The organism is Enterococcus sp. LJL98 (assembly GCF_054871745.1).
This window is the reverse complement of the sequence record NZ_JBTXLU010000007.1, coordinates 24,049-47,367: the sequence shown is the minus strand read 5'-3', so window position 1 is coordinate 47,367 and position 23,319 is coordinate 24,049. Positions and strand designations below refer to the sequence as shown.

The window sequence follows — 23,319 nt, the reverse complement described above, 5'->3', positions numbered from 1 at the left end:
TGACCCCAGCTGCGCTTCCTTTCTCAAAAACTCGATTAAAAAATCGAACTTTGGAAGCGTGCAAGTCACAAGGGAGGCTTGTTTTTTTGCAAGACCTTTCTAACACCTGTTTCGTTCTCGTCTGTTAGACACCAGGTCATCTTTTGTAAATAAGCTTGTTGATACTTTTGACTTAACTCTTTTAAAAATGTTTCTAGCACGATCCCTTCTAAGTGCGGTGCTTCGATTAATTGAAGGTAGCGTTGTTTTTCTTTTTCAGTCGCGACTTTTTTAAAGTATCCCCAAAGGTGTTGATAGGTCACTCGCAACGTTTTCTCGGTGGGTCGCACCTGCTCCAAGTCTACGAGTAGGGATTCGTATTGCTGCTGTTTTTCAGTTGTCCACTGATTCCCTTTCGCAAGTAGTCGAATATGATTATACGCTTGCTGCGAACGAGCCATGACCCAATATTTTTTCGTCGCCCAAGATTTTTGAAATTCTTTGAGTAATTCCGTGTTTTCATTTTGCATTGGCGTCACTCCCTTTCTTAAACTCCATGCATACTGACTTTTTCGTTCTTCAAACGTCATTCCTCTCAGGAAGAAAACGTGACTCCTTTTTTCGCTCTCCATTCCGAGACGCCACAATTCACCAAAATAAGCATTGGTCGCAAGTAACTCTTCAAAACACCCCTCTCCCACAATGGTATCTTCTTTGAAAACGTAAATCTTTTCAAATTCTGTACCATTAGCAATTTTTCTATTAACCTCAGTACAATCTGCTAACAGATGATGACAACTGTACGGAGTAGTTACCGAGTTTTAATACCAACATAGACAGACACCCTTTCTTTTTTATTTTCGTATTTAATTACTATCATCATAGCACATTTTATTTTCAACACGCGACTTTTCATAAGAGAAAAAGTAGGATTAGCAAGCCACTCGCCAATCCTACCCTTCATTTGGATTTACGAAATTATTTATGTTCTCTAAGCTCTCTTTTTTCCGCTTTTTCAGCTTTCTTCTCTGTTACCTGCGCCCGTTTTTTATCCACTTCTGCTTCAAAAATGGATTTGTTCTTTGCCTCTCTAAAAGACTCTCTATTTTCTTCTAATCCATTTCGTTCGGAATGATGCATGGCTGTTCCCTCCTTTTACCTTGTATTGTCACGTCTTATCCTCTCTTATCTTCCTATATTTTTACGGACACTTGGCTGTCTTATTCGTCGTGAGAAACGTCTTTTTTTACCTGGATACAAATTTTTTTCTGAGAAATTTCTTCCCTTTTCATCAAAAACACGAGCAAAGAGACCGATTGCTCTCTCGCTTGCTCATGTGTCATTTCCTCGTATTTACTTATTCTGGTAAAAGCGTCAGTTGATTGGAATCCTTTCTTTATTGGATTATTTGTCAAATTCCCTTCGTCAGAATAAAACAGACTTCTATGTTTTTATTGCAACGAATCTCCTTTGATTTTCATTGGATTCAGTATCGTCCGCTTTTTCTCGTAACGTTGCCAACAAATGACCGCAAATCCCATAAAGATCACTAAACCGAACACATTGTAAACGAAGTTGCCAATCGGGCTAGCCACTCCATGAGCTAAGGTCCCATTTAATTCTTGTGAGATTAACTTTGGATCTGGAACAGTGGACATAAAGAAAACAAACAGAAAGAGAAGTAATAGAAAAACACCGATCCCGATCCCGAAAGCCTGATTTCCAAACTTAAAACGACGAGGCATGTCATCCTTTTTCCAACGAAGTCCAATGTATGCCACGAGTAGGAAGAATATGGGCAACAATGAAGTGGATGCCGTCATATTAATTAACGTTTCTAAAAAGCTATCCATGTTTCCAATTCCTAAGGCGGGAACAATGAGTAGCAGCGTCACGATAAACCCTTGAACAATCAAGGCATTCGTTGGATTGCCTTCCTCGTTGGTTTTCACTAGCCACTTACCAAAAACTCCGTCCGGAATTTCAGAGAAAAAAACTTTAACTGGTGCCGCCGTCCAAAGGGCTAAAGAACCTAGGTTACCAATAAATAAAATCATTCCGACTAAACGAACCATCGCCCCATCCGGAATTTGAAAGTGGCCCCCTAAAATTTTGAAAATATCAAATATCCCATTCGAGAAATTTCCAGTTAAGGTTGATTCTGGAACGATGAAACCAACAGCCACCGCACCTAACACGTACATCAATCCAACGATCACCGTCGCGCCAATCATTGTTCGGACAAAGGTTTGATTCCCACCTTTCACATCCTTAATGTACACACCAATCCCCTCACCACCGCCAACTGCTTGAAGTATCCAGGCCATTGTCATGAAAAAAGTCCAGTTAAACGTAGGTTTCATCGTAGTAAAGGAAAAGGTTTGGGCAGGAGCTTCGCCAAAACCAAAAACCACGACAAAGGACAAGAGGATAAAAATGAACCCCATAAATAATCGTGCCCCACCCGCTAGACTGGTCACTTTCGAAATCCAAGAAACACCTTTGATACAAATCCAGGTCATGGCCCAAAAAAGCACGATCGAGAGCATCGCGATTATGAGGGTACTTTTCGGCCCATCAAACACATTGCGACCAAAAAAGGCGTAAGAACCATAAATCAACGTATTTGGTAATAACGAACAGAAGAAAAAAAGATTCACAAAAAAATAAGACCAGGCGCCTAGGAAGGCCCATTTTTCACCTAAAATTGATTCTAACCAGCTATGCACACCGGACTCTTTCTCAGCGTTTGCCGAAGCAAATTCTGCAATCATTAGGATAAAGGGTAAGAAATAAAATAATGTACCGAAGAGGTAACCCGGTATGGTTGCTAGCCCAACTTGGATACTGTTGTTCACAATACTAGGAAATGCAAAAACCGCTGAAAATGTCATTAACATCAGTGCCATAGAACCTAATCTTGCTCGTGAATTTGAACTTTCCATTTTTAAAGACTCCTTTGATTCATTCTTTTTTTCAATCCATTTCTCTAACGGGTTCTTTCACACTTCAAAACATCCAAAACGAAAGAGCGCTGTGATTTGTTTTCGCAAAAAAACAACTTCCTTTTAAGTTCAAGAGTTACGCGTATTCCCTATAACTCTTCAAAAAATTCCATCAAAGCATCCTCAAATTCTGAAGCCCCAAAGAAGCCGATTTTTTCTTCTTCTTCAATCGAATGAACAATATCTGCCAAGTTAGGATTATCGAGTAATGAGTGTCCAGGTAAATACGCCTCATAAGCCTCCATAATTCGATTGCTATTCACATCTTGGTTCGCAGCCCAACGTCGAATCGCTAATTCTTGGTTTATCGTTCGATATTTTTTTCGAGTTTCGATTAATGTTTCCGTCGTAAAATGCTCCGTGATCTCACCAGATTCGATATCATCCACAATTGCATCAATTTCCTGACGACTTTCTTTATCCATTGGAACAATATGCGCTTCAATCTCTTTTTTGTTTGATGCACTTTTGTGATCGATAAAGTGATTCAATAGTTCCACAAGCTTATCATAGTCAATGATTTCTTCTGAGTATTTTTCTAAAGCAACTTGGATTTCTGTAATATCTGGTCTTTTTTCTGGAGGCAAGAGTTCTACCACGTCATTCATTCTTGCTTGCAGTGCACCTAATTCTTCACTACTCTTTATTTCCAACTTTACTTTATTCCCTGTTGGTTGATTTTGGTTGTCTAACTCTTCGATTTCTGAACCAAATTCATAACCTTGTCGTAACAAGCGCTGGACTTTACTTTGCGTTGTCGCTGCTAATTTTGCAAACTCTTCCTGTTCACTTTCCGAGCGAGGAATTTGACTAAAATCGTCACCTGCTAATTCCTTTAAGCGACGAATCGATGGGGAAAGTTCTGCTATTTGACTACTTTGAGATTTCGCAAAAATCCCATCATCTTCTAAATCCTTTTCTGTTTCTTTTTCACTTTCATTCTTGGCTTCTTCTAAAGTATCATTGCCACCTTTTGTGTAAATTCGTAGGGCATTTTCAACGTATTCTTGCATTTCATCGCCTTTTCGATAAAATCGCACTTTACCATAAGGCTTGCTATTGCGATTAAAGGTCCGATTCGTCCGAGACATGGCTTGAATCAGCATTCCTTCTTTTAGCATCTTATCCATATAAATCATATTTAAATACTTTGAATCAAATCCAGTTAATAATTGATCTGAAACAATCACTAAATCTAAGCGGTCCTCTTCAAGCGCTCGATTGTAAGGTTTTTTACGTGCTAATCTTTTTGTGATATCAATGATATAGGCACGTTCCGGGTCTCTTGCATTTAAAATGCTTGGTGTATTGTAACGAATCGTATACTCTTTAATGGCTTTTTTTAAACTTTCATTTTGTTCCTTCGTTCCCGGTTGATTGCTTTCATCCCGAGAGAAGGTCATTGCGACTCTTAACTCGGGAGCCATTTCTTTAAACAGATTGTAGTAGGAAATTACCGCTTGTTTGCCTGATACAGCTAACATTCCTTGAAAAACATTTTTTTCTTGGACTCCAGCTAACAGCTCACCCCCGGAATTTTTCTCCCAATTTGTTAAGATATCACTTACTACTTGACGGCGATAAATCAAACTCCCATAGATTTCTTTCTCATACTCTTTTTCAGTAAAGTTCGGATCTTGATTGGTTATCGTATAATCTGGTCGATAATAACTCACGTCAAACCCTAAAACGTTTCCATCTCCAATTGCATCTTTAATCGTGTAACTATGTAGCCGCTGTCCAAAAATATCGTGTGTCGAAATCTCTCGAGAAGTATTAATATCATTTAACGTATCACTATAGAAATTCGGCGTGCCAGTAAAACCAAACCATGTTGTTTTCTTAAAAGCCTTCTTGATTAGACTGACAGATTCGCCACTTGCAGAACGATGTGCTTCATCCATAATAATCACATTCCAATCCGTATTTACAAGTCCGCTTTTTACTGCTTTCGTTAGCCCTTGCACGGATATCAATAATATTTGAGAAGCACCTCGGTGATTCAGTTCTCTTTTTAACTCTCGACCGTTCACCTTTTTGATACGGTTTTTGAAATGTGTATAAGCAAAATCTTTAAAATTTTCCAATGTTTGATCAATCAAATCGACACGATCGACAATAAATAAAACATTTCGGATACGAGGGGCAGCAGCTAATAGTTGAGCGACTTTAAATGAGGTCACTGTCTTTCCGGAACCCGTTGTATGCCAAATGTAGCCACCCTCTTTTTCAATAAGACCGCTTTGTTCCATGTCTTTCATTCTTTGTAATATTTTTCGCGTGGCTTGAATTTGATAACTTCTCATCACCATCAAGTGATCATTCGAAGCATCTGGAATCATATTAATCGTCACCAGACGATGCAAGGCAGGAATTCCCATCACTTGATGCGTAAATTCAAAGGCGTCTGTAATGTCTTTTCCGTCATCGTCTCGCCAACCAAAGACAAAGGTTCTATTGTAGTTTTCAAAGGAATTGGGGCGAGCCATGTAACGTGCTGAATGTTGACTCATAATAAACTGCACTTGGACAAAAGAAAAGATACCAGTATACATCCCATCCCCATGGTATCCTTTCAGTTGTTCAAACGCACGCCACTGATTTTGTAACTGTTCATCTTTTAATTCTAAATGAGCAACAGGTAAGCCATTAATTAAAAGCATCAAGTCAATAATCCTTTTAGTTGTCAATGCTGTTGGTAATTCTGTAAAATTTACTTGGCTAACGATTTCATAACGAGATCGTCCACCAGCAATGTCATCCTCATAAAAAATTTCAATTTCTAAATTCGAACCATCATCTCTCGTCAAAGGTAAGGAGCCCACACCTCCTGCCCCAACTAATAACAACTGTGCATCATAAGGTGTCTTAATTCGTTGTAATTCTTGCATGATTAGGCCAAATTCAATATCAGATAGCTCTACACCTTTTAACTTATGTGCATTTAACTCATTCAAGACATCACGCCAATGCTTTTCGATTTTTTTCGTACTTACTCCAGATAAATCTTGGCGATAAGTCCAACCCTCTGCTTCTAGTTTTTTTATTAACGCTTTTTCAAATTTATCCTCTGCCAATCCATCCACTTCCATTCATTTCAATTTATCCTTATCCTAGTCTCTTAAAACAATTATACGACAGATAATAGAAAAAATAGACGAATATTCAAATCTTCTTCTCTTTTCTATCCTTTTTTTCTCACGCTTGGGAACAGCGTAAGTTGAAAGATGAGTGTCATATTTCAGCGGGAGGGGATGTAAATAAAGATAAATTGAAATCAAATGGAAAATATCCTGTTATTGCAAATGCGTTAACTAACGATGGTATTATGGGATATTATGAAGATGATTTCAGAATTGAATCCCCCGCTGTAACTGTAACGGGTCGAGGAGATGTAGGTTTTGCTAAAGCAAGAAAAATTCATTTTACACCTGTTGTAAGATTATTATCAGTAAAATCTGATCACAATGTAGATTTTCTGGAACATTCAATTAATAACCACGCTACTCTGGTTGAATCTACCGGTGTTCCACAATTAACAGCTCCTCAGTTGGGAAATTATAAGATATATTTTCCTACAATTAATGAACAAACAAAAATAGGAAGCTTTTTCCAACAACTAGACGAGACTATTACTCTTCAAGAGTGTAAGTCAAATACTAGATAAATAGCGCATGATTTTGTCATTATCTTGATTTTCAAGCTCTTGAATGATGTGCAAATAGGTTTGTTGGGTGGTACTCATGTTTGAATGGCCTAACCTTCTTGCAACACTTGCGATTGAAACGCCTGCAAATAATAACAAAGAGGCATGTGTGTGTCGTAGTCCATGAATCGAAATAATTGGAACTTCTGATTTCTCACAGTGTCTCTTTAGTCGATTATTAACAGTTGAATTAAACACACGTCCCTTAACGAAAATCAGTTCGTCTTCTTCGTGGCGATCAAGAATTTGAGCAAATTGCATATTAGTTTTCCAATCCAACTGAACAACTCTTTTCGAAGAAGTATTTTTTGTTCCACGAAAACCACCTTCTTCACTTTTATAATTCCAAGTTTTTGAAATGGTTACTGTTTGATACGCAAAATTAAAATCTTCTTTCGTTAAAGCAAGAGCTTCTGAAAATCGTAGTCCGGTCTTAGCAATCAAAAGTATTAACCAGTCAAATGTTATTTCTTCAGTCAATTTTAAATTGTTAATTAACTTTTGCAAATCAAATTGACTGATAAACTTTGTTTTTTTTACTGATGGCGCTCTCCCCTTAATGACAACCTTCCGAGTTGGATCCACAGGTACCAATCTTTCATCAACAGCATCCGCAACAGCTCCTTTTAATTGATGATGAAAATCTGTTGTTGTTTGTTTCTCATGTGTCAGTGCGTAGGTATTTAAAATTCTTTGATATTCTTTTCTATCGAGTTTTTTTAATTCAATTTCTGGAGCAATCTCTATTAAATGTTTCAGTGTCATTTGATATTTGGCCAAGGTGACATCACGAACGGCACCAACTTTGTATAAATCAATCCACTCTCTAAAATACTCATGAAACAAGACGGCTTCTTCTTTTGACATAGCAAAAACCTCCTTATAATGATGCTTTCATTATAAAGAGGTTTGATGTAATCTGTCTTCAAATAACAACTTGATTTACACAAATAGTTTTTGCAGAAAATTTTTTTTCATTTCTTTCATTGACTCAAGCTTTTTCTCTTGAAGAGTAAGAGTCTCGTCGAGTTGTTGGAAAAAGTTGCCAATTTTGATTTGTTCTTCTATTTCTGGAATAGATAGATTCAGTTCTGATAACATTTCCATAACTATGTATGGAATATTACCAGTTCGTGCTTCTTGAGCTATTTTTTTGGGTAACTTATTTCCTATTTCTGAAAAAGTAAAATATCGGTCAGTTTTAAATTCAGACAATACATAAGTTCTTTGATAGGCATTAAATTCCCCATCTGCAAGATGCATATACCCCACTGTTGCTCCATTTCCAGCTATTGTTATTGCAGGACCTTTAAAAGCTGGGGTATCAATTCTATATTTTTTTATTCCAGAAGTATAAAAGTCATACTTCCCTTTTTCAACCATGGCATTTGCATCCAATTTTCCAGTTGTAATATTTACTAAATCCCCCAACTTACGCTGTTCCCAAGCGTCAGTAAATCCTTGAAATCTTAGCTCTGGAATTTTTTCATTTTGTTTCGGAAACATTTTTTGTAAGTAACCTTTTTTCAGTTCTTTCAGTAAATTCAACTTACGTTCTTGAAGTGCGATAGTTTCATCCAGTTGTTTGAAGAAGTGACCGATTTCCGTCTGTTCTTTGATACTTTTTGGTATCACTACATTTGTTTCGTTTAAACTTTTTTTGCTTATAGATGAAACCTTTGTTCCTTGCATAAAACGTAATAACTGTTTGTGATAAATATCTGAGTTTATATAATATCCTAGAAAGTAATCCGCAGTCTCATATTTAGCTCTTGAGACAATAGTATGTAATCCCGCTACTACATTTTCATTAGTGATATTATTTACTTCTACAGCTTTTCCAACAGTTTTGTCTTCTGCCGCATCTGCAAAAATTATATCTCTATTTTTTAACAAGTTTAATTTATATTTTTCTAAACAACCATCAGTGATGTATGGAATTCTATCTTTTTTTACATCAAGAACTGTATTATAACCTATCAAAATATCTCCATAATGAATACTTTTTACTGAGCCACCGTCATAGTTCAATTGCGCTCTCGATAATGAATTTGTAGTAACTGGAAAGTCAAAATACTTTCCAAACTTACGCTCTTCCCAATCTTCTGTGTGACCTCTAAATCGAATGAGCGGAGTTAATTTATTTACCATCACTATCCCTCGCTTCATCATTCCAAATATCCATCATTTTTGAAATTGTACGATCCAATTTTTCTTGTTCTTCAGGATTCGCTGCAACCAGTTCTTGCATCATCGTGATTAGTGTATTTTGATGATTCGCTAAATCAGATTCAACCTGTGACAATTCATTGGTCACTTCTTCCAAGTCAATCGGTTCTTCTTCTTCAAATGTATCCACGTATCGTGGAATGTTTAAATTATAATCATTTTCTTTTATTTCCTCTAAAGTAGCAAGGCTTGAGTATTTGTCTACTTCTTTGCGATGAATCACCGTATCCACAATTTTCATCACATCTTCTGGGCGCAATTGATTCTGACTCTTAATCTTTTCAAATTCCTTACTTGCATCGACAAATAAAATATCGGAATTTGAACGATTTTTTTTCAAAATTAGGACACATACAGGAATGGAAGTATTTAAAAATAATTTATCTGGAAACCCAATCACTGCTTCAATTTGATGACGTTCAATCAAGGCTTTACGGATGCGTCCTTCTGCTGCTCCACGGAATAATACACCATGCGGCAAGATAATCGCCATCCGACCACTGTCATCTAAATGATATAGGCAATGAAGCAAAAAGGCATAATCTGCCTTCGTCTTAGGTGCGACACCATACTCTCGCCAACGAGGGTCATCTTCACGCTCTTTATTGTCCCAATGGGCAGAATAAGGTGGGTTCGCCATGACCGCATGAAACATTCTCGGACTATCTTTTCCATCAATGACACCATCTGGCCAATCACTTTCTAATGTATCAGCATGCTTAATATTGATATCATTATATTCCACACCATGCATCATTAAGTTCATCCGCGCTAAACGATAAGGAGTCGCATCCCGCTCTTGTCCAAAGTATTTAATCGCACCACGTTTATGCGCATTTTTCATATAACTTGCTGTTGTAAGTAGTAAAGAAGCCGAACCAACCGTTGGATCATAAATGGAAAAGTTTTCTTTATCTTCATGACCATAAGTTAAGACTTGCGCCATCACATCAGATATTTCTTTTGGTGTATAGTACTGTCCCATATCTGATGCCAGGACAGTCGCAAACTGGGCGACTAAATATTCATAAATATCAGAGACATTATCATTTCCACCAGACAAATCAAATTCTGGTGTCGAAAGTAATTCAATCATTGAAATCATGACGCTTGAACGCGCTTGGGCATTAGAGCCTAAATCAGCACTATCAAAACGCATCCCATCAAAAATCCCCTCAAAATCTCCCTTGGCTGCAAAGGCAATTTGTTGATTAAAATGACCAAAAGTATCACTCATCATTCCAATATTAAAACGATCTTCATCAATTGCCGTTTTCCAGTCATCAAAAAACTCACCTGGTTGAATTGCGTAACCTAAGTTTTTCTTCATATAATCCATTGCACGTTGAGAATCTTGATTATACACGTCTTCCCATGTTTCACCACGTAAGGTTTGCTCTAACCATTTCATTCCCTTTTCAGATAAATATTTATAAAATAAAATTCCAAAAATATAATCTTTGTAAGCAGTTAAACCTATTTGTCCTCTCGTTTGGTTCAGCATGCTCCACATTTTTGTTTGTTGTTCAGTTGATAATACCATTATTCGACCCTCTTTCTGATTCACTCTGTAAATGATGTCTTAATGAATAAATCCTCTTCATCTTACTACAAATAACTTACCTTGCAATGCTTGATTCAAAAAAAGCAAGACGTTCGAAACGCATTCTCAAACCATCGGGATTTCTTTGTTGACGCCAAATTTCCTCCTTGCTAAAATTAAAATAGGACATTCCACTCAATTGGAGACATCCAGTAAAAGGAAAGAAAAAGGAGGCTTACAATGAAAGCCATCATTGTCAAACAACCGGGTGGCGCCGAACAATTACAAATGACCGAGTATGAAAAACCGGTGCCAAGAGAAGATGAATTACTGATTCGGGTCAAAGCAACGGCAATTAACCGTTCAGATATTATCAATCGAGAGAAAAGTTTAGGTTATTTAGAAAACCCTATTTTAGGAGTCGAAGTATCTGGCATCGTTGAACAAACAGATTGCCAGGAAAAAATTCCCGTAGGCACCCGTGTGATGGGATTAGTTAATGGTGGAGGCTATGCAGAATATGTCACGATGCCAGTCGATCGTGCAATGGTGATTCCTGAAGCCTTATCTTTTGAAGAAGCAGCTGCCATTCCTGAAGTTTTTTTAACTGCTTATCAAACGTTATTTTGGTTAGGTAAATTACAACCTAACGAGAAAGTCTTAATTCATGCAGGTGCCAGTGGTGTGGGAACTGCTGCCATTCAACTAGCTAAAGAACTGGGAGAGGCCCATGTGCTTACAACGACGAGTTCAAAAGAAAAACTCGACTTTTGTTATTCATTGGGAGCAGATTTTGGTATCAATTATAAGACGCAAAACTTTGACGAGGAAGTGCAACAGATAACCCAACAACAAGGAGTCGAGTTAATTTTAGATTTTGTCGGTGCTGCTTATTGGGAAAAAAATCTTGCGAGTCTTAAAGTCGATGGTCGTTGGGTTTTGATCGGTGTTTTAGGTGGTTCGCTCATTCAAGAAGTCAATCTAATGGCACTCCTACTTAAACGAGTACAATTAACCGGGACCTTATTGACGCCTCGAAGCGATCTCTACAAGGCAAAATTAACTGCTGAATTTGCTAAAAAGGCACTCCCACTTTTTACTCAAAAAAAATTACACCCCATTGTCGACAAAATTTTCCCCTTTGATCAAATCCAACAGGCGCATCAGTATATGGAAAGCAATCAAAATATTGGAAAAATCATCGTGACACTCCCCTAATTTTTTTCAATCAAAGACAGATCTTTGTGCAAGTGATGCATGCTACAAAGGTCTGTCTTTGTGTGGTGTGGTTCCAAGGTTATCCGCTGTAAATTTCAAGTTTAAGTTCACCACACTGGGTGAGTAAATTTTTTTCTGCCACAATGAATCTGTTGCGTAAATGAATCGATCACATAGCGTCATATACCCCACTATTTTTCTAGGATAATCATTCACCTAACCTTGGATTTGCAAAATATGATTCTCACCTACATCGCAAATCAAGATACCTTTTGAAATCAATTGACGAATCAACTTGCGCTGATTTTTTACTCGTTCCGCACTCCCAAGAAAGATAGGCGTGACTGAAATAAACAGCTAGTCAAATGTATTACCAGTCCTTTTCTTTCAACGAAATTGTGCTATCGTGCGTTTACGTCATGTGAATTCATTCTTGTCTATTTGTTGTTGGTGGCAACTTCAATACTCACGTGGTATTTTTTTATTCGAAATTCAATATAAAATCCGCCGTGCACTCTCCTTGTATTCTTTAGCCAGTATTACAATTTGAGTATAACTTAAATAATTTTTTACCTGTCTCCCCTAATTTAACAATCGGCATTTTTAAAGTTTTTGTTCTCAGATAGCTGAATCTTCTCTTGGATTTCACTAAAATTGAAATATTATTTGAATATTCATTTCTTTAAATTCTTCTTTTGTTATTAAAAATTCTTTTTTAAGAATTTCAAATTCATTAACTTCCAAATTAATCCTCCTTAACTTACATACGAATAGCCATTATAAGATTGCTTATAAAATGTACTATTACTGAATTGGTTACACTACCCGAGAGAGCTCTTGTAAGAGTAAAAATTAGTGACATAGAAAAGTAAAATCCATTTGTTGATAGAGATGTAGAAAAATGTAACAAAATAAAAAAAAGAGAGCTGACAATTACAGCAGTAAATATATTAAAATGAGTTAAGAAAAAATCATAAATAAATTTTCGACAAATTAATTCTTCAATTATTGGAGAAATAAATATGGCAGAAAAAATATGATATAACGGATAATTTGATTGTGCTTGTTCAGTAAAAAAGTAAATAAAAATTGCAATTATACCACCAAATATAGTGATGATTTTAAAATTAATTTTTAAGTCATCATTTGATATATAATTATACTTTTTTAGTAAAAACAAGTATGTGATTATTGTAAAAATATCTCTAAATATTTTTAAATTCTGCATATTATTTGGTATCCAAAAAAATAAAGTTCTAGAAAATAGCTCTATTAAAAAGTACAGAACTATTGGAATAATTACTAAATTAATAGAATGACTTTTTTTAACCATTAGACTCCTCCTAAATTTTATGGTGAATTATCTAAATTATTTAATTAAAAAATCATTTCAAAAACTCAGTTAAAATTTTTTCTTTTTTTGCAACAAAACCGCTTTCGCAACTATCGAGCTCTTCTAACAATTCAAGATTTAACAAGAATTTTCCTTCTTCAAACTCTTTTATGATTCATTCCTCCTTTCTATGTATTTAACTACAACATAACTGTATATTAAAGTGCTATTTCGTTCAAGATTTTTTTTTAAGAAGCTTTTCATCGTTTTTTGAATTGTAAAAATAAAAATGATTACTTATCAACAATTAAACGTTTTTGTAACACGATAATTAAATAATTTGATTCATGTAAAGGGCGGTAGTGAAATCCGCCCTTGACAGGAAACTTCGCTTGCTTAAATAGTCGATCAACTTTCAGCCTTTCACGACACTTCAATTCATTTTCTAGTAGAGAGAGGAGCCATTCTTCTTTCTCTACTAGAAAATGAATTATTGAGTGCACGAGGCAGATCGAACAGTCGAAGTTGTTTACAAACCTCATCTAATCGATTGTTAAAGAGCCGAGAAAATACTAATTAAAAATCACCCCAAACAAAATAACCAACCTCCACAAAACAAAGGTTGGTTAATTAATACTGTTACAAAATAAATATCATTACTTGTGGTATGGCTCTCCTCGATTAATCCGAAAAGCTCGATAAATTTGTTCCACTAAAATCATTCGCATTAACTGATGCGGAAAAGTCATCTTACCAAAGGAAATTTGGCTGTTACTTCGCTTTAAGACACGATCACTCAAACCAAGAGAGCCACCGATTACAAAGACGAGCTGGCTTTTTCCTTGAATGCCAAGTTGGTCAATCTGCTTGGCAAAGTCTTCGCTACTTGGATTTTTTCCGTCAATGGCTAAAGCAAAGACGTATTCTTGTTCCTTGATTTTTGCGAGAATGCGATCGGCTTCTTTTTCTTTGACTTGGAGCATTTCAGCTTCACTTAGGTTTTCAGGAGCTTTTTCATCTGGAACCTCAATGAGCTCCATTTTTGCGTAAGCGCCGAGTCGTTTGACGTATTCATTGATTCCTTGAACCAAATATTTTTCTTTTAATTTACCCACACTAATCATTTTTATATTCATTTTTTTCGTCCTCTCATTTAATGAATTCTTAAGTTCTCAACAAAGTTGTACACACTATGCACAGGGTTATCCACAAATACCCACACATAAAACCTTGTTTTTATCCCTTTTTTGATAAGAACAGATGTTTCTATGTCTTTTATACCCAATATCCACAACCCTGTTCATAACTTTTGAATCGATTTACACACAAGTTTTTAGACAGTTCTCCACAAGAAAATCTGTGAGATTTTTTCATAAAACAACACCGATTTAAACGTGTTTTTTTCATAATTTATTCAAATTCTATTAGTAGACTAATACTCGAAAGTAATATTATACTATACTTAGTAGAACAACAAGGAGGAATTCTTATGTCAAGAAAAGATGTGACACCTTATAAACAAAATCGTCCTTTTAAAACCTTTGGAATTAGTCTAGCTGGTGGTCTTTTAGGTGGGATGCTAATGTTTGGCGGCTTTTATTCTTTTATCAGCCCCAACAATCAGACAGCTCCTGGAACGACAAACACAACGAGCCAAGGGGGGGCACAAGTGAGTAACGTGAAAGTCAAAACGACAAGCGATGTTACCCAAGCAGTTGAAAAAATACAAGATGCCGTTGTTTCTGTCATTAATTTACAAGGCACACAGACATCTACCGGGGGCTTAGGCGATTTCTTTGGCAATCCTAGTGGCAACCAAGGGCAAGATCAAACGCTCGTTCCAGCTTCTGAAGGAAGTGGGGTCATTTATAAAAAAGAGGGAAAATTCGCTTACGTTGTTACCAACAATCACGTAGTTGAAGGTCAAAATGGACTCGAGGTCTTACTCAAAGATGGTTCAAAAGTAGAAGCAGAACTTGTGGGGACTGATAGTTTTACCGACCTCGCTGTTTTGAAAATCCCCTCTGAAAAAGTAGAAAATGTTGCGACCTTTGGTGACTCTGATGCTTTAAAAGTTGGTGAACCTGCCATTGCGATCGGTTCTCCTTTAGGTTCAGAATATGCAAACTCTGTGACGCAAGGGATTATTTCTTCCTTAAATCGTCCGGTGGAAAGCTTGAATGAATCTGGTGAACCCATCAGTATCAATGCGATTCAAACCGACGCAGCGATTAATCCTGGAAATTCAGGTGGTGCATTGGTGAATATTGCAGGTCAAGTGATTGGGATTAACTCTAGTAAAATTGCTAGTTCTGCAGGTTCTGGTGTGAGTGTCGAAGGAATGGGCTTTGCGATTCCAAGTAACGACGTGGTAGCGATTATTCAACAACTAGAAGAACAAGGAAAAGTCATTCGACCTGCCCTTGGGGTAACAATGATTGACCTTAACAATATCTCTGTACAACAACAAAGAGAAATCTTAAACTTACCTGAGTCTGTCACACAAGGAGTTGTTATCCGTAGTGTTGCAGGCGCCACTCCTGCTGAAAAAGCAGGCTTAGAACAATACGATGTCATTACAAAAATCGATGGTAACGAAATTGCCAACAGCCAAGATTTACGGGCCGCGCTTTATAAAAAGAAAGTCGGCGATTCGATGGATATTACCTTCTATCGTGGAGACAATGAGCGAACAGCCACCGTTCAATTAAGTGTCGATCAATCCATTCTACAACAAGAACAAACACAACAACTTGAACCAAACGAATAAAAAATGAAACGCCGCGGCCCCTGATTCTAAGGGCACGCGGCGTTTCATTTTTTATTTTCCAACGGCAAATGCTTCGCCAACAACGGCATCTGGACCTAATTCCAAAATCCCACGTTGCATGGCAGCATTCGGTAAGTTTAACTCTTTTGCTGAGCAAACCATACCAAAACTTTCCACTCCACGTAGTTCACCTGGCCAAATCAGCAACCCGTCCGGCATCATTGCACCGGGTTTTGCGACAACAACTTTCAAGCCTTTACGGATATTGGCTGCCCCACAAACGACCTGTAAGACTTCCCCATTATCCACTTCAATTTCCGTCACAGATAAGTGGTCACTGTCTTCATGTGGGACACATGTTTTGACGAATCCAACCACAATTTTTGGTGAATGGTCTGGTACAAGGATGTCTTCAAAACCAGCTTTTTGAATCAATGCATTTAACTTTGCTAATTGTTCATCGCTGATTTGAACTTGACCGGTTCCTTCAATGGCAAACACTTTTGAAATCTCAAAGAAGTTCCAGCCGATCACACGACCGTCTTCTGTTGTTAGACGCGCAACGTTTTCACGACGTTCGACGCTTTGTTCCATATTTTTATCATGCTCAGTAATCACCATTAAGGTATCACTGACAAATTTTGGATTGTATGCAAAAATCACACCATTTCCTCCTCTTTCGTTTTCCTTGACCATTGTAGCAGAAATGGTGGTTTATTGCATCTTTTCTAATTTAAATAAAACTTCGTCGCCGGCTTCGAGTTTCATCTCTTTTGCTCCTTTAGGTGCCATTTCGCCGTTTAAATCATACATCCAATATTTGTCATTTGCTTCATCTTGTGCAATGCCATCAATGGCTGTAATAAACCCATCATTGTCTTCAATCGTGAAATTCTCAGACATGATCTCATAAAGAACCGTATCCGCTGCAAAAGAAACCTCTTTTTTGGTTATTTCTTTTCCATCTTCTTGAATAATCACCGTTGCAACAGCTGTTTCCTGAACCGTACTTGCTTGCGTACTCGTTGCAGGTACCTCTGGATTTTTTTGGTCGGTACAGCCACTTAAGCCAACGACTCCTAATGTAAATGCGGTTAAAAGTAAAAGATTTTTTTTCATATTTTTCCTCTTTCCCAACAAAAAAGCCGAAGTTTTCGGCTCTTCTGTTATTTTTTTTCTTCTTCTGGTTTTGTTACGACTAAAACATCACAGGGCGCTTTACGAATAACATAACTGGCAACACTACCTACCATCATCTTTTCAACGGCATTTAAGCCCGACTGTCCGACCATCACTAAATCAATCTGGTGTTCTCGAGGCAATTCAATGGCTAACATGCTTTTCGCTTGTCCAAAGGTCAACACTTTTTTTATGTTCGTAAAATCAACGGTTTCACCATATGCCAAGCATTCATCAAGTAAGAGGTTCGCTCTGCGGCTTTCTTCTTCAATATAGGAGTCACCAAATGCCGAGGCCCCCATCATCAAAGGAACTTGTTGCTCCACAACCGCTGCAACAAACACTTCACCGGCATTTCTTCTGGCTACTTCGACAGCTTTTTTAAAGGCTGCTTTGGCGTGTTCTGATCCATCAATTCCGACTAAGATTTTTTTGTAAGTTTGTTCCATTGTATTCACGCTCCTAATGTATTAGTTTGCTGATAAACGACGGATAAAAGTAGCAATTTCTTCTTTCGTTTTGCGATTTTTACTTACGAGACGGCCAAGTTCTTCCCCATCTTGGATCACGACAAAACTTGGGATGCCAAAGATGCCCCACTCCGCACAAACATCAATATACGCATCGCGATCGACTTCAATCCAGTTGTATTCTGGAAATTCTGCTTCTAATTCCGGCATGATTGGATAAATAAACCGACAATCGCCACACCATTCAGCCGTAAAAAAGAAGACATTGGTGCCTTTTTCCACAAAAGTGGCTAATTCTTCAATATTTTTTGGAATAATCATTTGAAACGTCCTTTACTTGCCTGCGATAATCGTATCGACAGTTGATTTGTCTAAGCTTTTGAGAATTTGAATGACCATCTCACGAGCGGCTTCAAAGTCTTGAATATTAAACATTGTTTGATGCGTATGAATGTAACGACCCGCTACCCCAATAACGGTACTTGGAATTCCTTCATTTGCCGTATGCGCAGCCCCTGCATCGGTGCCTCCTTTTGAAACAAAATATTGATAAGGAATCTTGTGCGTTTCTGCGGTGTCGAGTAAAAATTCTTTCATCGCTGGTAACATGATCATCCCTGGATCAAAGATACGCAACAAGGTGCCTTCCCCTAAGTGTCCAAAGGTGCCATTTTTTGTTACAGTATCGTCTGCAGGAGAACAATCTACCGCAAAGAATAAATCAGGTTGGAATTTCCGTACAGAAGGACCTGAACCACGTAAGCCGACTTCTTCTTGCACGTTGGCACCTGCAATTAAAGTGTGATTGAGTTTTTCATCTTTTAAGGCTTCAAGTGCTTCTAAAACAAGGGTACAACCATAGCGGTTATCCCAAGCTTTTCCAATAATGTTTTTGCCATTGGCTGTTTTGATCGTTTCCACTTGTGGCACGACCGTATCACCTGGACAAAGACCAAAATGCAACGCTTCTTCTTTTGACTCAAAACCTGCATCAAATAAAATATCCGTCACATTCACACCCGCTTGTCCCGCGGAACCTCTTAATAAATGCGGAGGCACAGAAGAAGAGATACAAGGATAATTGCCTTTTGCAGTCTTTAATGTATAGCGTTGAGCGGAAACAACATATGGGTTCCAACCACCTAAGGGCGTTACTTTAAATAGGCCACGATCGGTAATTTGAGTGACCATAAAACCAACTTCATCCATGTGCGCCGCTAACATAATTCTTGGTGCTTCTTCCGTTTGATGGTCACGTACACCAAAAATCCCACCTAGTCCATCTTGTTCGACACGATCTACAAATGGCGTCATCGCCGTACGCATATAAGCACGAACTTCCTGTTCAAAACCACTCGTTCCTTGAAGTTCGGTTAATTCTTTAATTCGTTGAAATGTTTTTTCGTCCATTATCACGTTTGAGCAAAGTCAAACTTTCGCCTCCTCTATCTTGAACTCTCTTTATTATAGCTTAATTTTTGCCTTTTTTGGCATTTACTTGTCGGTTTTTTTCGCTCTGTGGTAAAATAGAAGTATTAACTTACGTAAGGAGAAATGACCATGTCAAATCACTCTCATTTTTCACCTTTAAAGACTGGCCTCCTCATTGGGGCAAGCATTGGTTTAGCCGCAGGAATCTCAAGTACGATTTGGGTAAAAAAACGACAGACAAAAAATCCCCAACAAGTCCTCGAAGGCATCAAGCATTCTTTCTTAGCCGAAGGTCCAATTGAAGGCTCTTGGATCGAACATGAACCCGTTTTTGTCGATCACATCGTCCAAGAAACAAAAGCCTATAGCGGAGGCATTGTCCGCTACGAAGAAGACGCACTTGTTGTCTATGAATTTCTTGCCGACGCGCATTCGGGCACGATTTTAAATATCAGCCAACTTGAAGGTAACTAAACGACTTTTGTCAGTGTTTCACAAAATGGCATGACCACTAAAAACAGTCCTAAGATATTTGCTCTCAGGACTGTTTTTTTGTCTATTTATTTTGCAAGTCTATAAATTGCATCCGCATAAATGACTGCTGCACGGAACAAGTCATCTAAACTCATAAATTCATTTGCTTGATGCATCGTGTCAGTAAATCCTGGGAACATCGCGCCAAAAGCCACGCCACGTTTTAATAAGCGACCGTATGTCCCACCACCGATAATTTGCTCGTACCCTTTTTCACCCGTATGTTCTTCATAAACAGCTAGTAAAGTCGCAACTAATGGGTCTTCCATTGGTACGTAATGCGGGCCTGAATGTTTCTCATCAGCTTTCAAAGCGGTCACGTATTGCCCGATTGTTCCCTGAATTCCTTGAACCAAGGTTTCTTTATCGGTTCCTTGTGGGTAGCGGAAGTTAAAGTTCATGTAGGCGCCCGCTTCTCCAGCAACAAATTCAAATAAGCCGGCATTCATTGTTAGTTTGCCCATTTTTTCATCTTCATAAGCCACACCTAGTTTTTCCCCATAAACATCTAAGTGAATATGAGCCGCTGCCGCTAAATAGTTTTTCGCGCCGCCACCAAAATCATACGCCTTTAAGAAAACGGCTAAATAAGTAGCTGCATTTAAACCTGATTGGGGATTGGCACCATGGGCACTTTTTCCAATTAATTTAAAGGAAACGGTATTGCCAGCCACCTCTGCTTTTCCTGAGACAGGTTCCTCGGCTAAGTATGCTTCAAAAGCTGCTTTTAAAGCGGTTGCTTCCTCAGCAGAAGGCGTCACCACTGTGGCAACCACGTCTTGTGGCACCATATTCGGACGTAAGCCTGCTTTAAACGCTGTCAGTTCATACGCGCCGCCATTCGTGCTTTCAAATTGAGGGGCGACTGAGATATTTCCTTTCTCCCCATTAATAATTGGAAATTCCGCATCTGGAGCAAAACCAAAGTCAGGCATCACTTCATGTTTAAAGTAATAATCCATGTCTTTCCATGAGCTTTCTTCATCCGACCCCACAACGAAACGGATTTTTTTTGAGACAGGTAGGCCGAGTTCTTTAATAATTTTTAAGCCATAGTAAGCTGCCATACTTGGACCTTTATCATCCGAAGAGCCACGAGCATAAATTTTATTATCTTTAATTACCGGTACGTAAGGGTCGCTCTCCCAACCATCGCCTGCTGGCACAACGTCCATGTGACCAAAAATTCCTAGAATTTCTTCACCTTCGCCATATTCAATGTGACCGGCATAGTTGTCTACGTTTTTCACGATAAAACCGTCACGTTCGCCATAACCCAACATATGTAATAAAGCATCACGCGGTCCAGGTCCAAATGGTGCATCTGGCGTAGCCTTCTCATCTTCACGTTCACTTTTTACTTTTAAAAGTTCAACTAAATCTTCTAATAAATCATCTTTACGTTTTTCTACTTCTGCTTGCCAATTGACTGTCATGCATTTTCCCTCCAAATCTCATTCTGCCTTCTATGATACCACTTCTTTTTTCAAATTGGGATGGTTTCGATTCAAAAAAAATCGTTGAACAAAGGATTTTCTCCATTTGTTCAACGATTTGCATTGCTTTTGATTAGCCACGTAATGCTTCTACGTCACGAGCAATCATTAATTCTTCGTCTGTTGGAATTAAGAAGACTTTTACTTTTGATTCTGGTGTTGAAATCACTAAATCTTCCCCACGTTTGGCATTTTGAACTGGATCTAATTCACAACCAAACCAAGACATGCCATCAATAATCCGAGCACGAGTCGCGGAGTCGTTTTCACCGATTCCAGCTGTGAAGACAATTGCATCAACACCATTCATAACTGTTACGTAGCTGCCCACGTATTTACGGATACGATCTGCAAAAATATCTAAGGCCACACGTACTTCTTCTTTGTCCGCATTGTTTTCAAGGTCACGCATGTCACTTGAAATTCCTGATAAACCAAGTAAACCTGATTTTTTATTTAAAACATCAACCATTTCATTGATATTTAAGTTTAATTTTTCCATCAAGTACGGTAACAATGACGGATCAATATCACCTGAACGTGTTCCCATCGTTACACCTGCAAGTGGCGTGAAGCCCATTGAAGTATCCACTGATTTTCCACCATCAACTGCTGTAATCGAAGCGCCATTTCCTAAGTGACAAGTGATAATTTTCGTTTCTTCGATTGGTTTTCCTAACATTTCCGCTGCACGTTCTGAAACAAAACGATGGCTTGTTCCATGGAAACCATATTTACGTACTTTAAAGTCGTTATAGTACTCACGTGGCAGGCTGTATAAATAATTTTCTTCTGGCATTGTTGCATGGAATGCTGTATCAAAAACAGCAACGCTAATAATTTCTGGTAATAAGTGTTTGAACGCTTTAATTCCCATCACGTTTGCTGGGTTATGTAAAGGAGCAAATTCAGATAACTCTTCAATGTTTTTAATCACTTCATCGTCAATAATGACTGACTGATCATAAAACTCTCCACCATGAACCACACGGTGTCCCACACCTGTGATTTCGTCATATGAACCTAAGATTTTTAAATCGATTAATTGATCTAATAACATTTTCACTGCGATATCGTGGTCTGGGATATCAACGATTTGTTCGAATTTTTGGTCTTCACCGTATTTAATCGTAAAGATTGAATCGTTTAAACCAATTCGCTCAACGATTCCTTTCGCGATGACTGTTTCTGCTGGCATTGTATAGAGTTGCCATTTTAGACTTGAACTTCCAGCATTAATTGCAATTGTTTTAGACATGTTGTATGCTCCTCAATTTTCATTTTATATTTTTAAATTCGCAAATAAATTTACGCTTGTTTAAACAGATTTAAAGATTTTCTTGCTTCCATTTTGTGACTTGTTGGAAAAACGATTGCACTTTTTTCGGATCTTTCAAAGTTGAAAGTTGCGCCACTAATATTTCTTTCGCTTGTTGCGCTTTTGGTCCCTTGTTTTGTAGAATTACTAGACTTTTACGGGAAGACGCTTGTTTGAAGAGTTCATCTGGCAACTGGATAATTCCTTGTAAATAAACGGATTTTCCTAACCATTTTTTCAAACGGTCACTTTGATCACTTTCCAGAAAGTTACTTGGCAATAAGAAGAAACCAAGACCTTCTTCTTTTGTTTGTTTCATTCCTTGTTCCATCAATAAATGGTGCGCAAAAGTGTGCCCGGATTCTGCGACGGTTTCAAAAGCACCTGCAATCGAATCAATTGGATAATAACCTACAGGTAGGTCGGCCACAACTGCATCCGCTTTATCTGCTAGACTTTGTTGCATCGCGTCTTGATTGTAAAACAGTGTCTCTGTTTTTACCCATTGACTATTGGCAGCTGCAATGGCAATCAATAACTCATCATTATCAATGCCAATCCCCTTCGGCTTATATCCTGACAGACTTAAATTTGTTAATAAGGTCAATAACAAATTCCCTGTACCCACGCTTGGATCTAAAAGAGTGAGTGTTTCTTGTTTCTTGGGATAAAACTGTTCAATTAAGTACACAAATAAAAAACCAATGCTATCCGGCGTGAGTTGATGATTTGCTTGGATTGGTTCTTTTTGCGTGCCCTTTAGTAACAACCATTGTGTCAATTTACGAATTTCTTCGGCTTCAAGTTTTTCTGCTTGTAGTTTTTGGTAAATCCCTTGTAATTTTTCAACGGTCTGTGCATCAGGAACGCCATCAAGCACTCGAACTTGATACCCATCTAAGACATTTTCAACTTGCTCAAGGTAAGCATCAAAAAATGAAGTTGCTAAGGCTTCTTGTAACAATTCAATGGCTTCAAAGTTTAAATAAAAACTCTTTTCAATTTTTTCCACTGACATTAGACACCTCATTTCAAATAATCACTATAACAACTTTTATTCCTGTTTAATTTTAGCTGATTTTAGGTAAATAATCAACTACTGACGTCT

Annotated in this window: 21 protein-coding genes; 4 read left to right on the top strand and 17 right to left on the bottom strand. The window is 37.8% G+C overall.

All coding sequences use genetic code 11. The features are described from left to right. Nucleotides 1-65 precede the first annotated feature (65 nt). The 4 genes from ACYSNO_RS07015 to ACYSNO_RS07000 all read right to left on the bottom strand — a co-directional run bounded on the left by ACYSNO_RS07015 (nt 66) and on the right by ACYSNO_RS07000 (nt 6,061). Nucleotides 66-509: a YbgA family protein gene (locus ACYSNO_RS07015; protein ID WP_461730356.1), complete on the bottom strand. Its 444-nt coding sequence runs from the start codon at nt 507-509 to the stop codon at nt 66-68. A gap of 448 nt (nt 510-957) precedes the next feature. Beyond that, on the bottom strand, nt 958-1,119 hold the full coding sequence (locus ACYSNO_RS07010) for a hypothetical protein (protein WP_461730355.1): 162 nt from the start codon (nt 1,117-1,119) through the stop codon (nt 958-960). A gap of 311 nt (nt 1,120-1,430) precedes the next feature. Further along, nucleotides 1,431-2,924, bottom strand: a complete 1,494-nt coding sequence (locus ACYSNO_RS07005) for an amino acid permease (protein WP_461730354.1) — start codon at nt 2,922-2,924, stop codon at nt 1,431-1,433. A 149-nt stretch (nt 2,925-3,073) separates the two neighbouring features. Next, nucleotides 3,074-6,061: a type I restriction endonuclease subunit R gene (locus tag ACYSNO_RS07000; RefSeq protein WP_461730438.1), complete on the bottom strand. Its 2,988-nt coding sequence runs from the start codon at nt 6,059-6,061 to the stop codon at nt 3,074-3,076. An 86-nt stretch (nt 6,062-6,147) separates the two neighbouring features. Here ACYSNO_RS07000 and ACYSNO_RS06995 point away from each other — a divergent pair, with 86 nt between their 5' ends. Continuing rightward, nucleotides 6,148-6,651, top strand: a complete 504-nt coding sequence (locus tag ACYSNO_RS06995; RefSeq protein ID WP_461730437.1) for a restriction endonuclease subunit S — start codon at nt 6,148-6,150, stop codon at nt 6,649-6,651. Here the strand turns inward: ACYSNO_RS06995 and ACYSNO_RS06990 are convergent. The 3 genes from ACYSNO_RS06990 to ACYSNO_RS06980 form a co-directional block, all read right to left on the bottom strand. Beyond that, a complete protein-coding gene (locus ACYSNO_RS06990; RefSeq protein ID WP_461730353.1) occupies nt 6,637-7,557 on the bottom strand; it encodes a site-specific integrase in 921 nt (306 codons plus the stop codon). The genes ACYSNO_RS06995 and ACYSNO_RS06990 overlap by 15 nt on opposite strands. A 75-nt stretch (nt 7,558-7,632) precedes the next feature. Next, complete coding sequence (locus tag ACYSNO_RS06985; RefSeq protein ID WP_461730352.1) at nt 7,633-8,841, bottom strand: restriction endonuclease subunit S; 1,209 nt, start codon at nt 8,839-8,841, stop codon at nt 7,633-7,635. Then, nucleotides 8,831-10,462 (bottom strand): type I restriction-modification system subunit M, encoded by a 1,632-nt coding sequence (locus tag ACYSNO_RS06980; protein ID WP_461730351.1) that lies wholly within the window; start codon nt 10,460-10,462, stop codon nt 8,831-8,833. The genes ACYSNO_RS06985 and ACYSNO_RS06980 overlap by 11 nt, the downstream gene beginning before the upstream one ends. A 240-nt stretch (nt 10,463-10,702) precedes the next feature. On the opposite strand from ACYSNO_RS06980, the gene ACYSNO_RS06975 reads away from it, so the two are divergent. After that, nucleotides 10,703-11,680 (top strand): NAD(P)H-quinone oxidoreductase, encoded by a 978-nt coding sequence (locus ACYSNO_RS06975; protein ID WP_461730350.1) that lies wholly within the window; start codon nt 10,703-10,705, stop codon nt 11,678-11,680. 760 nt (nt 11,681-12,440) lie between these two features. On the opposite strand, the gene ACYSNO_RS06970 is transcribed toward ACYSNO_RS06975, so the two are convergent. Together ACYSNO_RS06970 and rlmH are read right to left on the bottom strand one after the other, a co-directional pair. Beyond that, on the bottom strand, nt 12,441-13,013 hold the full coding sequence (locus tag ACYSNO_RS06970) for a lysostaphin resistance A-like protein (protein ID WP_461730349.1): 573 nt from the start codon (nt 13,011-13,013) through the stop codon (nt 12,441-12,443). 656 nt (nt 13,014-13,669) lie between these two features. Continuing rightward, nucleotides 13,670-14,149: a 23S rRNA (pseudouridine(1915)-N(3))-methyltransferase RlmH gene (rlmH, locus tag ACYSNO_RS06965; protein ID WP_461730348.1), complete on the bottom strand. Its 480-nt coding sequence runs from the start codon at nt 14,147-14,149 to the stop codon at nt 13,670-13,672. A 353-nt stretch (nt 14,150-14,502) separates the two neighbouring features. On the opposite strand from rlmH, the gene ACYSNO_RS06960 reads away from it, so the two are divergent. Next, entirely contained in the window at nt 14,503-15,783 is a 1,281-nt protein-coding gene (locus ACYSNO_RS06960; protein WP_461730347.1) for a S1C family serine protease, read from the top strand. A 51-nt stretch (nt 15,784-15,834) separates the two neighbouring features. On the opposite strand, the gene ytpR is transcribed toward ACYSNO_RS06960, so the two are convergent. From ytpR to pepA, 5 genes are read right to left on the bottom strand one after another with little or no spacing between them, the layout of a single operon-like run. Further along, nucleotides 15,835-16,446, bottom strand: coding sequence for a YtpR family tRNA-binding protein (gene ytpR / locus ACYSNO_RS06955; protein ID WP_461730346.1), 612 nt, complete (start codon nt 16,444-16,446; stop codon nt 15,835-15,837). 51 nt (nt 16,447-16,497) lie between these two features. After that, nucleotides 16,498-16,902 (bottom strand): DUF4430 domain-containing protein, encoded by a 405-nt coding sequence (locus ACYSNO_RS06950; RefSeq protein WP_461730345.1) that lies wholly within the window; start codon nt 16,900-16,902, stop codon nt 16,498-16,500. Between the two features lie 47 nt (nt 16,903-16,949). Continuing rightward, nucleotides 16,950-17,411, bottom strand: a complete 462-nt coding sequence (locus ACYSNO_RS06945; protein WP_461730344.1) for a universal stress protein — start codon at nt 17,409-17,411, stop codon at nt 16,950-16,952. A 21-nt stretch (nt 17,412-17,432) separates the two neighbouring features. After that, a complete protein-coding gene (locus tag ACYSNO_RS06940; RefSeq protein WP_461730343.1) occupies nt 17,433-17,753 on the bottom strand; it encodes a thioredoxin family protein in 321 nt (106 codons plus the stop codon). 12 nt (nt 17,754-17,765) lie between these two features. Next, complete coding sequence (gene pepA, locus ACYSNO_RS06935) at nt 17,766-18,842, bottom strand: glutamyl aminopeptidase (protein ID WP_461730342.1); 1,077 nt, start codon at nt 18,840-18,842, stop codon at nt 17,766-17,768. 150 nt (nt 18,843-18,992) lie between these two features. On the opposite strand from pepA, the gene ACYSNO_RS06930 reads away from it, so the two are divergent. Next, entirely contained in the window at nt 18,993-19,337 is a 345-nt protein-coding gene (locus ACYSNO_RS06930; protein ID WP_461730341.1) for a hypothetical protein, read from the top strand. Between the two features lie 86 nt (nt 19,338-19,423). On the opposite strand, the gene pepV is transcribed toward ACYSNO_RS06930, so the two are convergent. The 3 genes from pepV to ACYSNO_RS06915 all read right to left on the bottom strand — a co-directional run bounded on the left by pepV (nt 19,424) and on the right by ACYSNO_RS06915 (nt 23,229). Continuing rightward, entirely contained in the window at nt 19,424-20,833 is a 1,410-nt protein-coding gene (pepV, locus tag ACYSNO_RS06925; RefSeq protein ID WP_461730340.1) for a dipeptidase PepV, read from the bottom strand. A 133-nt stretch (nt 20,834-20,966) separates the two neighbouring features. Further along, entirely contained in the window at nt 20,967-22,151 is a 1,185-nt protein-coding gene (locus tag ACYSNO_RS06920; protein ID WP_461730339.1) for an acetate/propionate family kinase, read from the bottom strand. A 70-nt stretch (nt 22,152-22,221) separates the two neighbouring features. Then, entirely contained in the window at nt 22,222-23,229 is a 1,008-nt protein-coding gene (locus ACYSNO_RS06915; protein ID WP_461730338.1) for a class I SAM-dependent methyltransferase, read from the bottom strand. Nucleotides 23,230-23,319 lie beyond the last annotated feature (90 nt).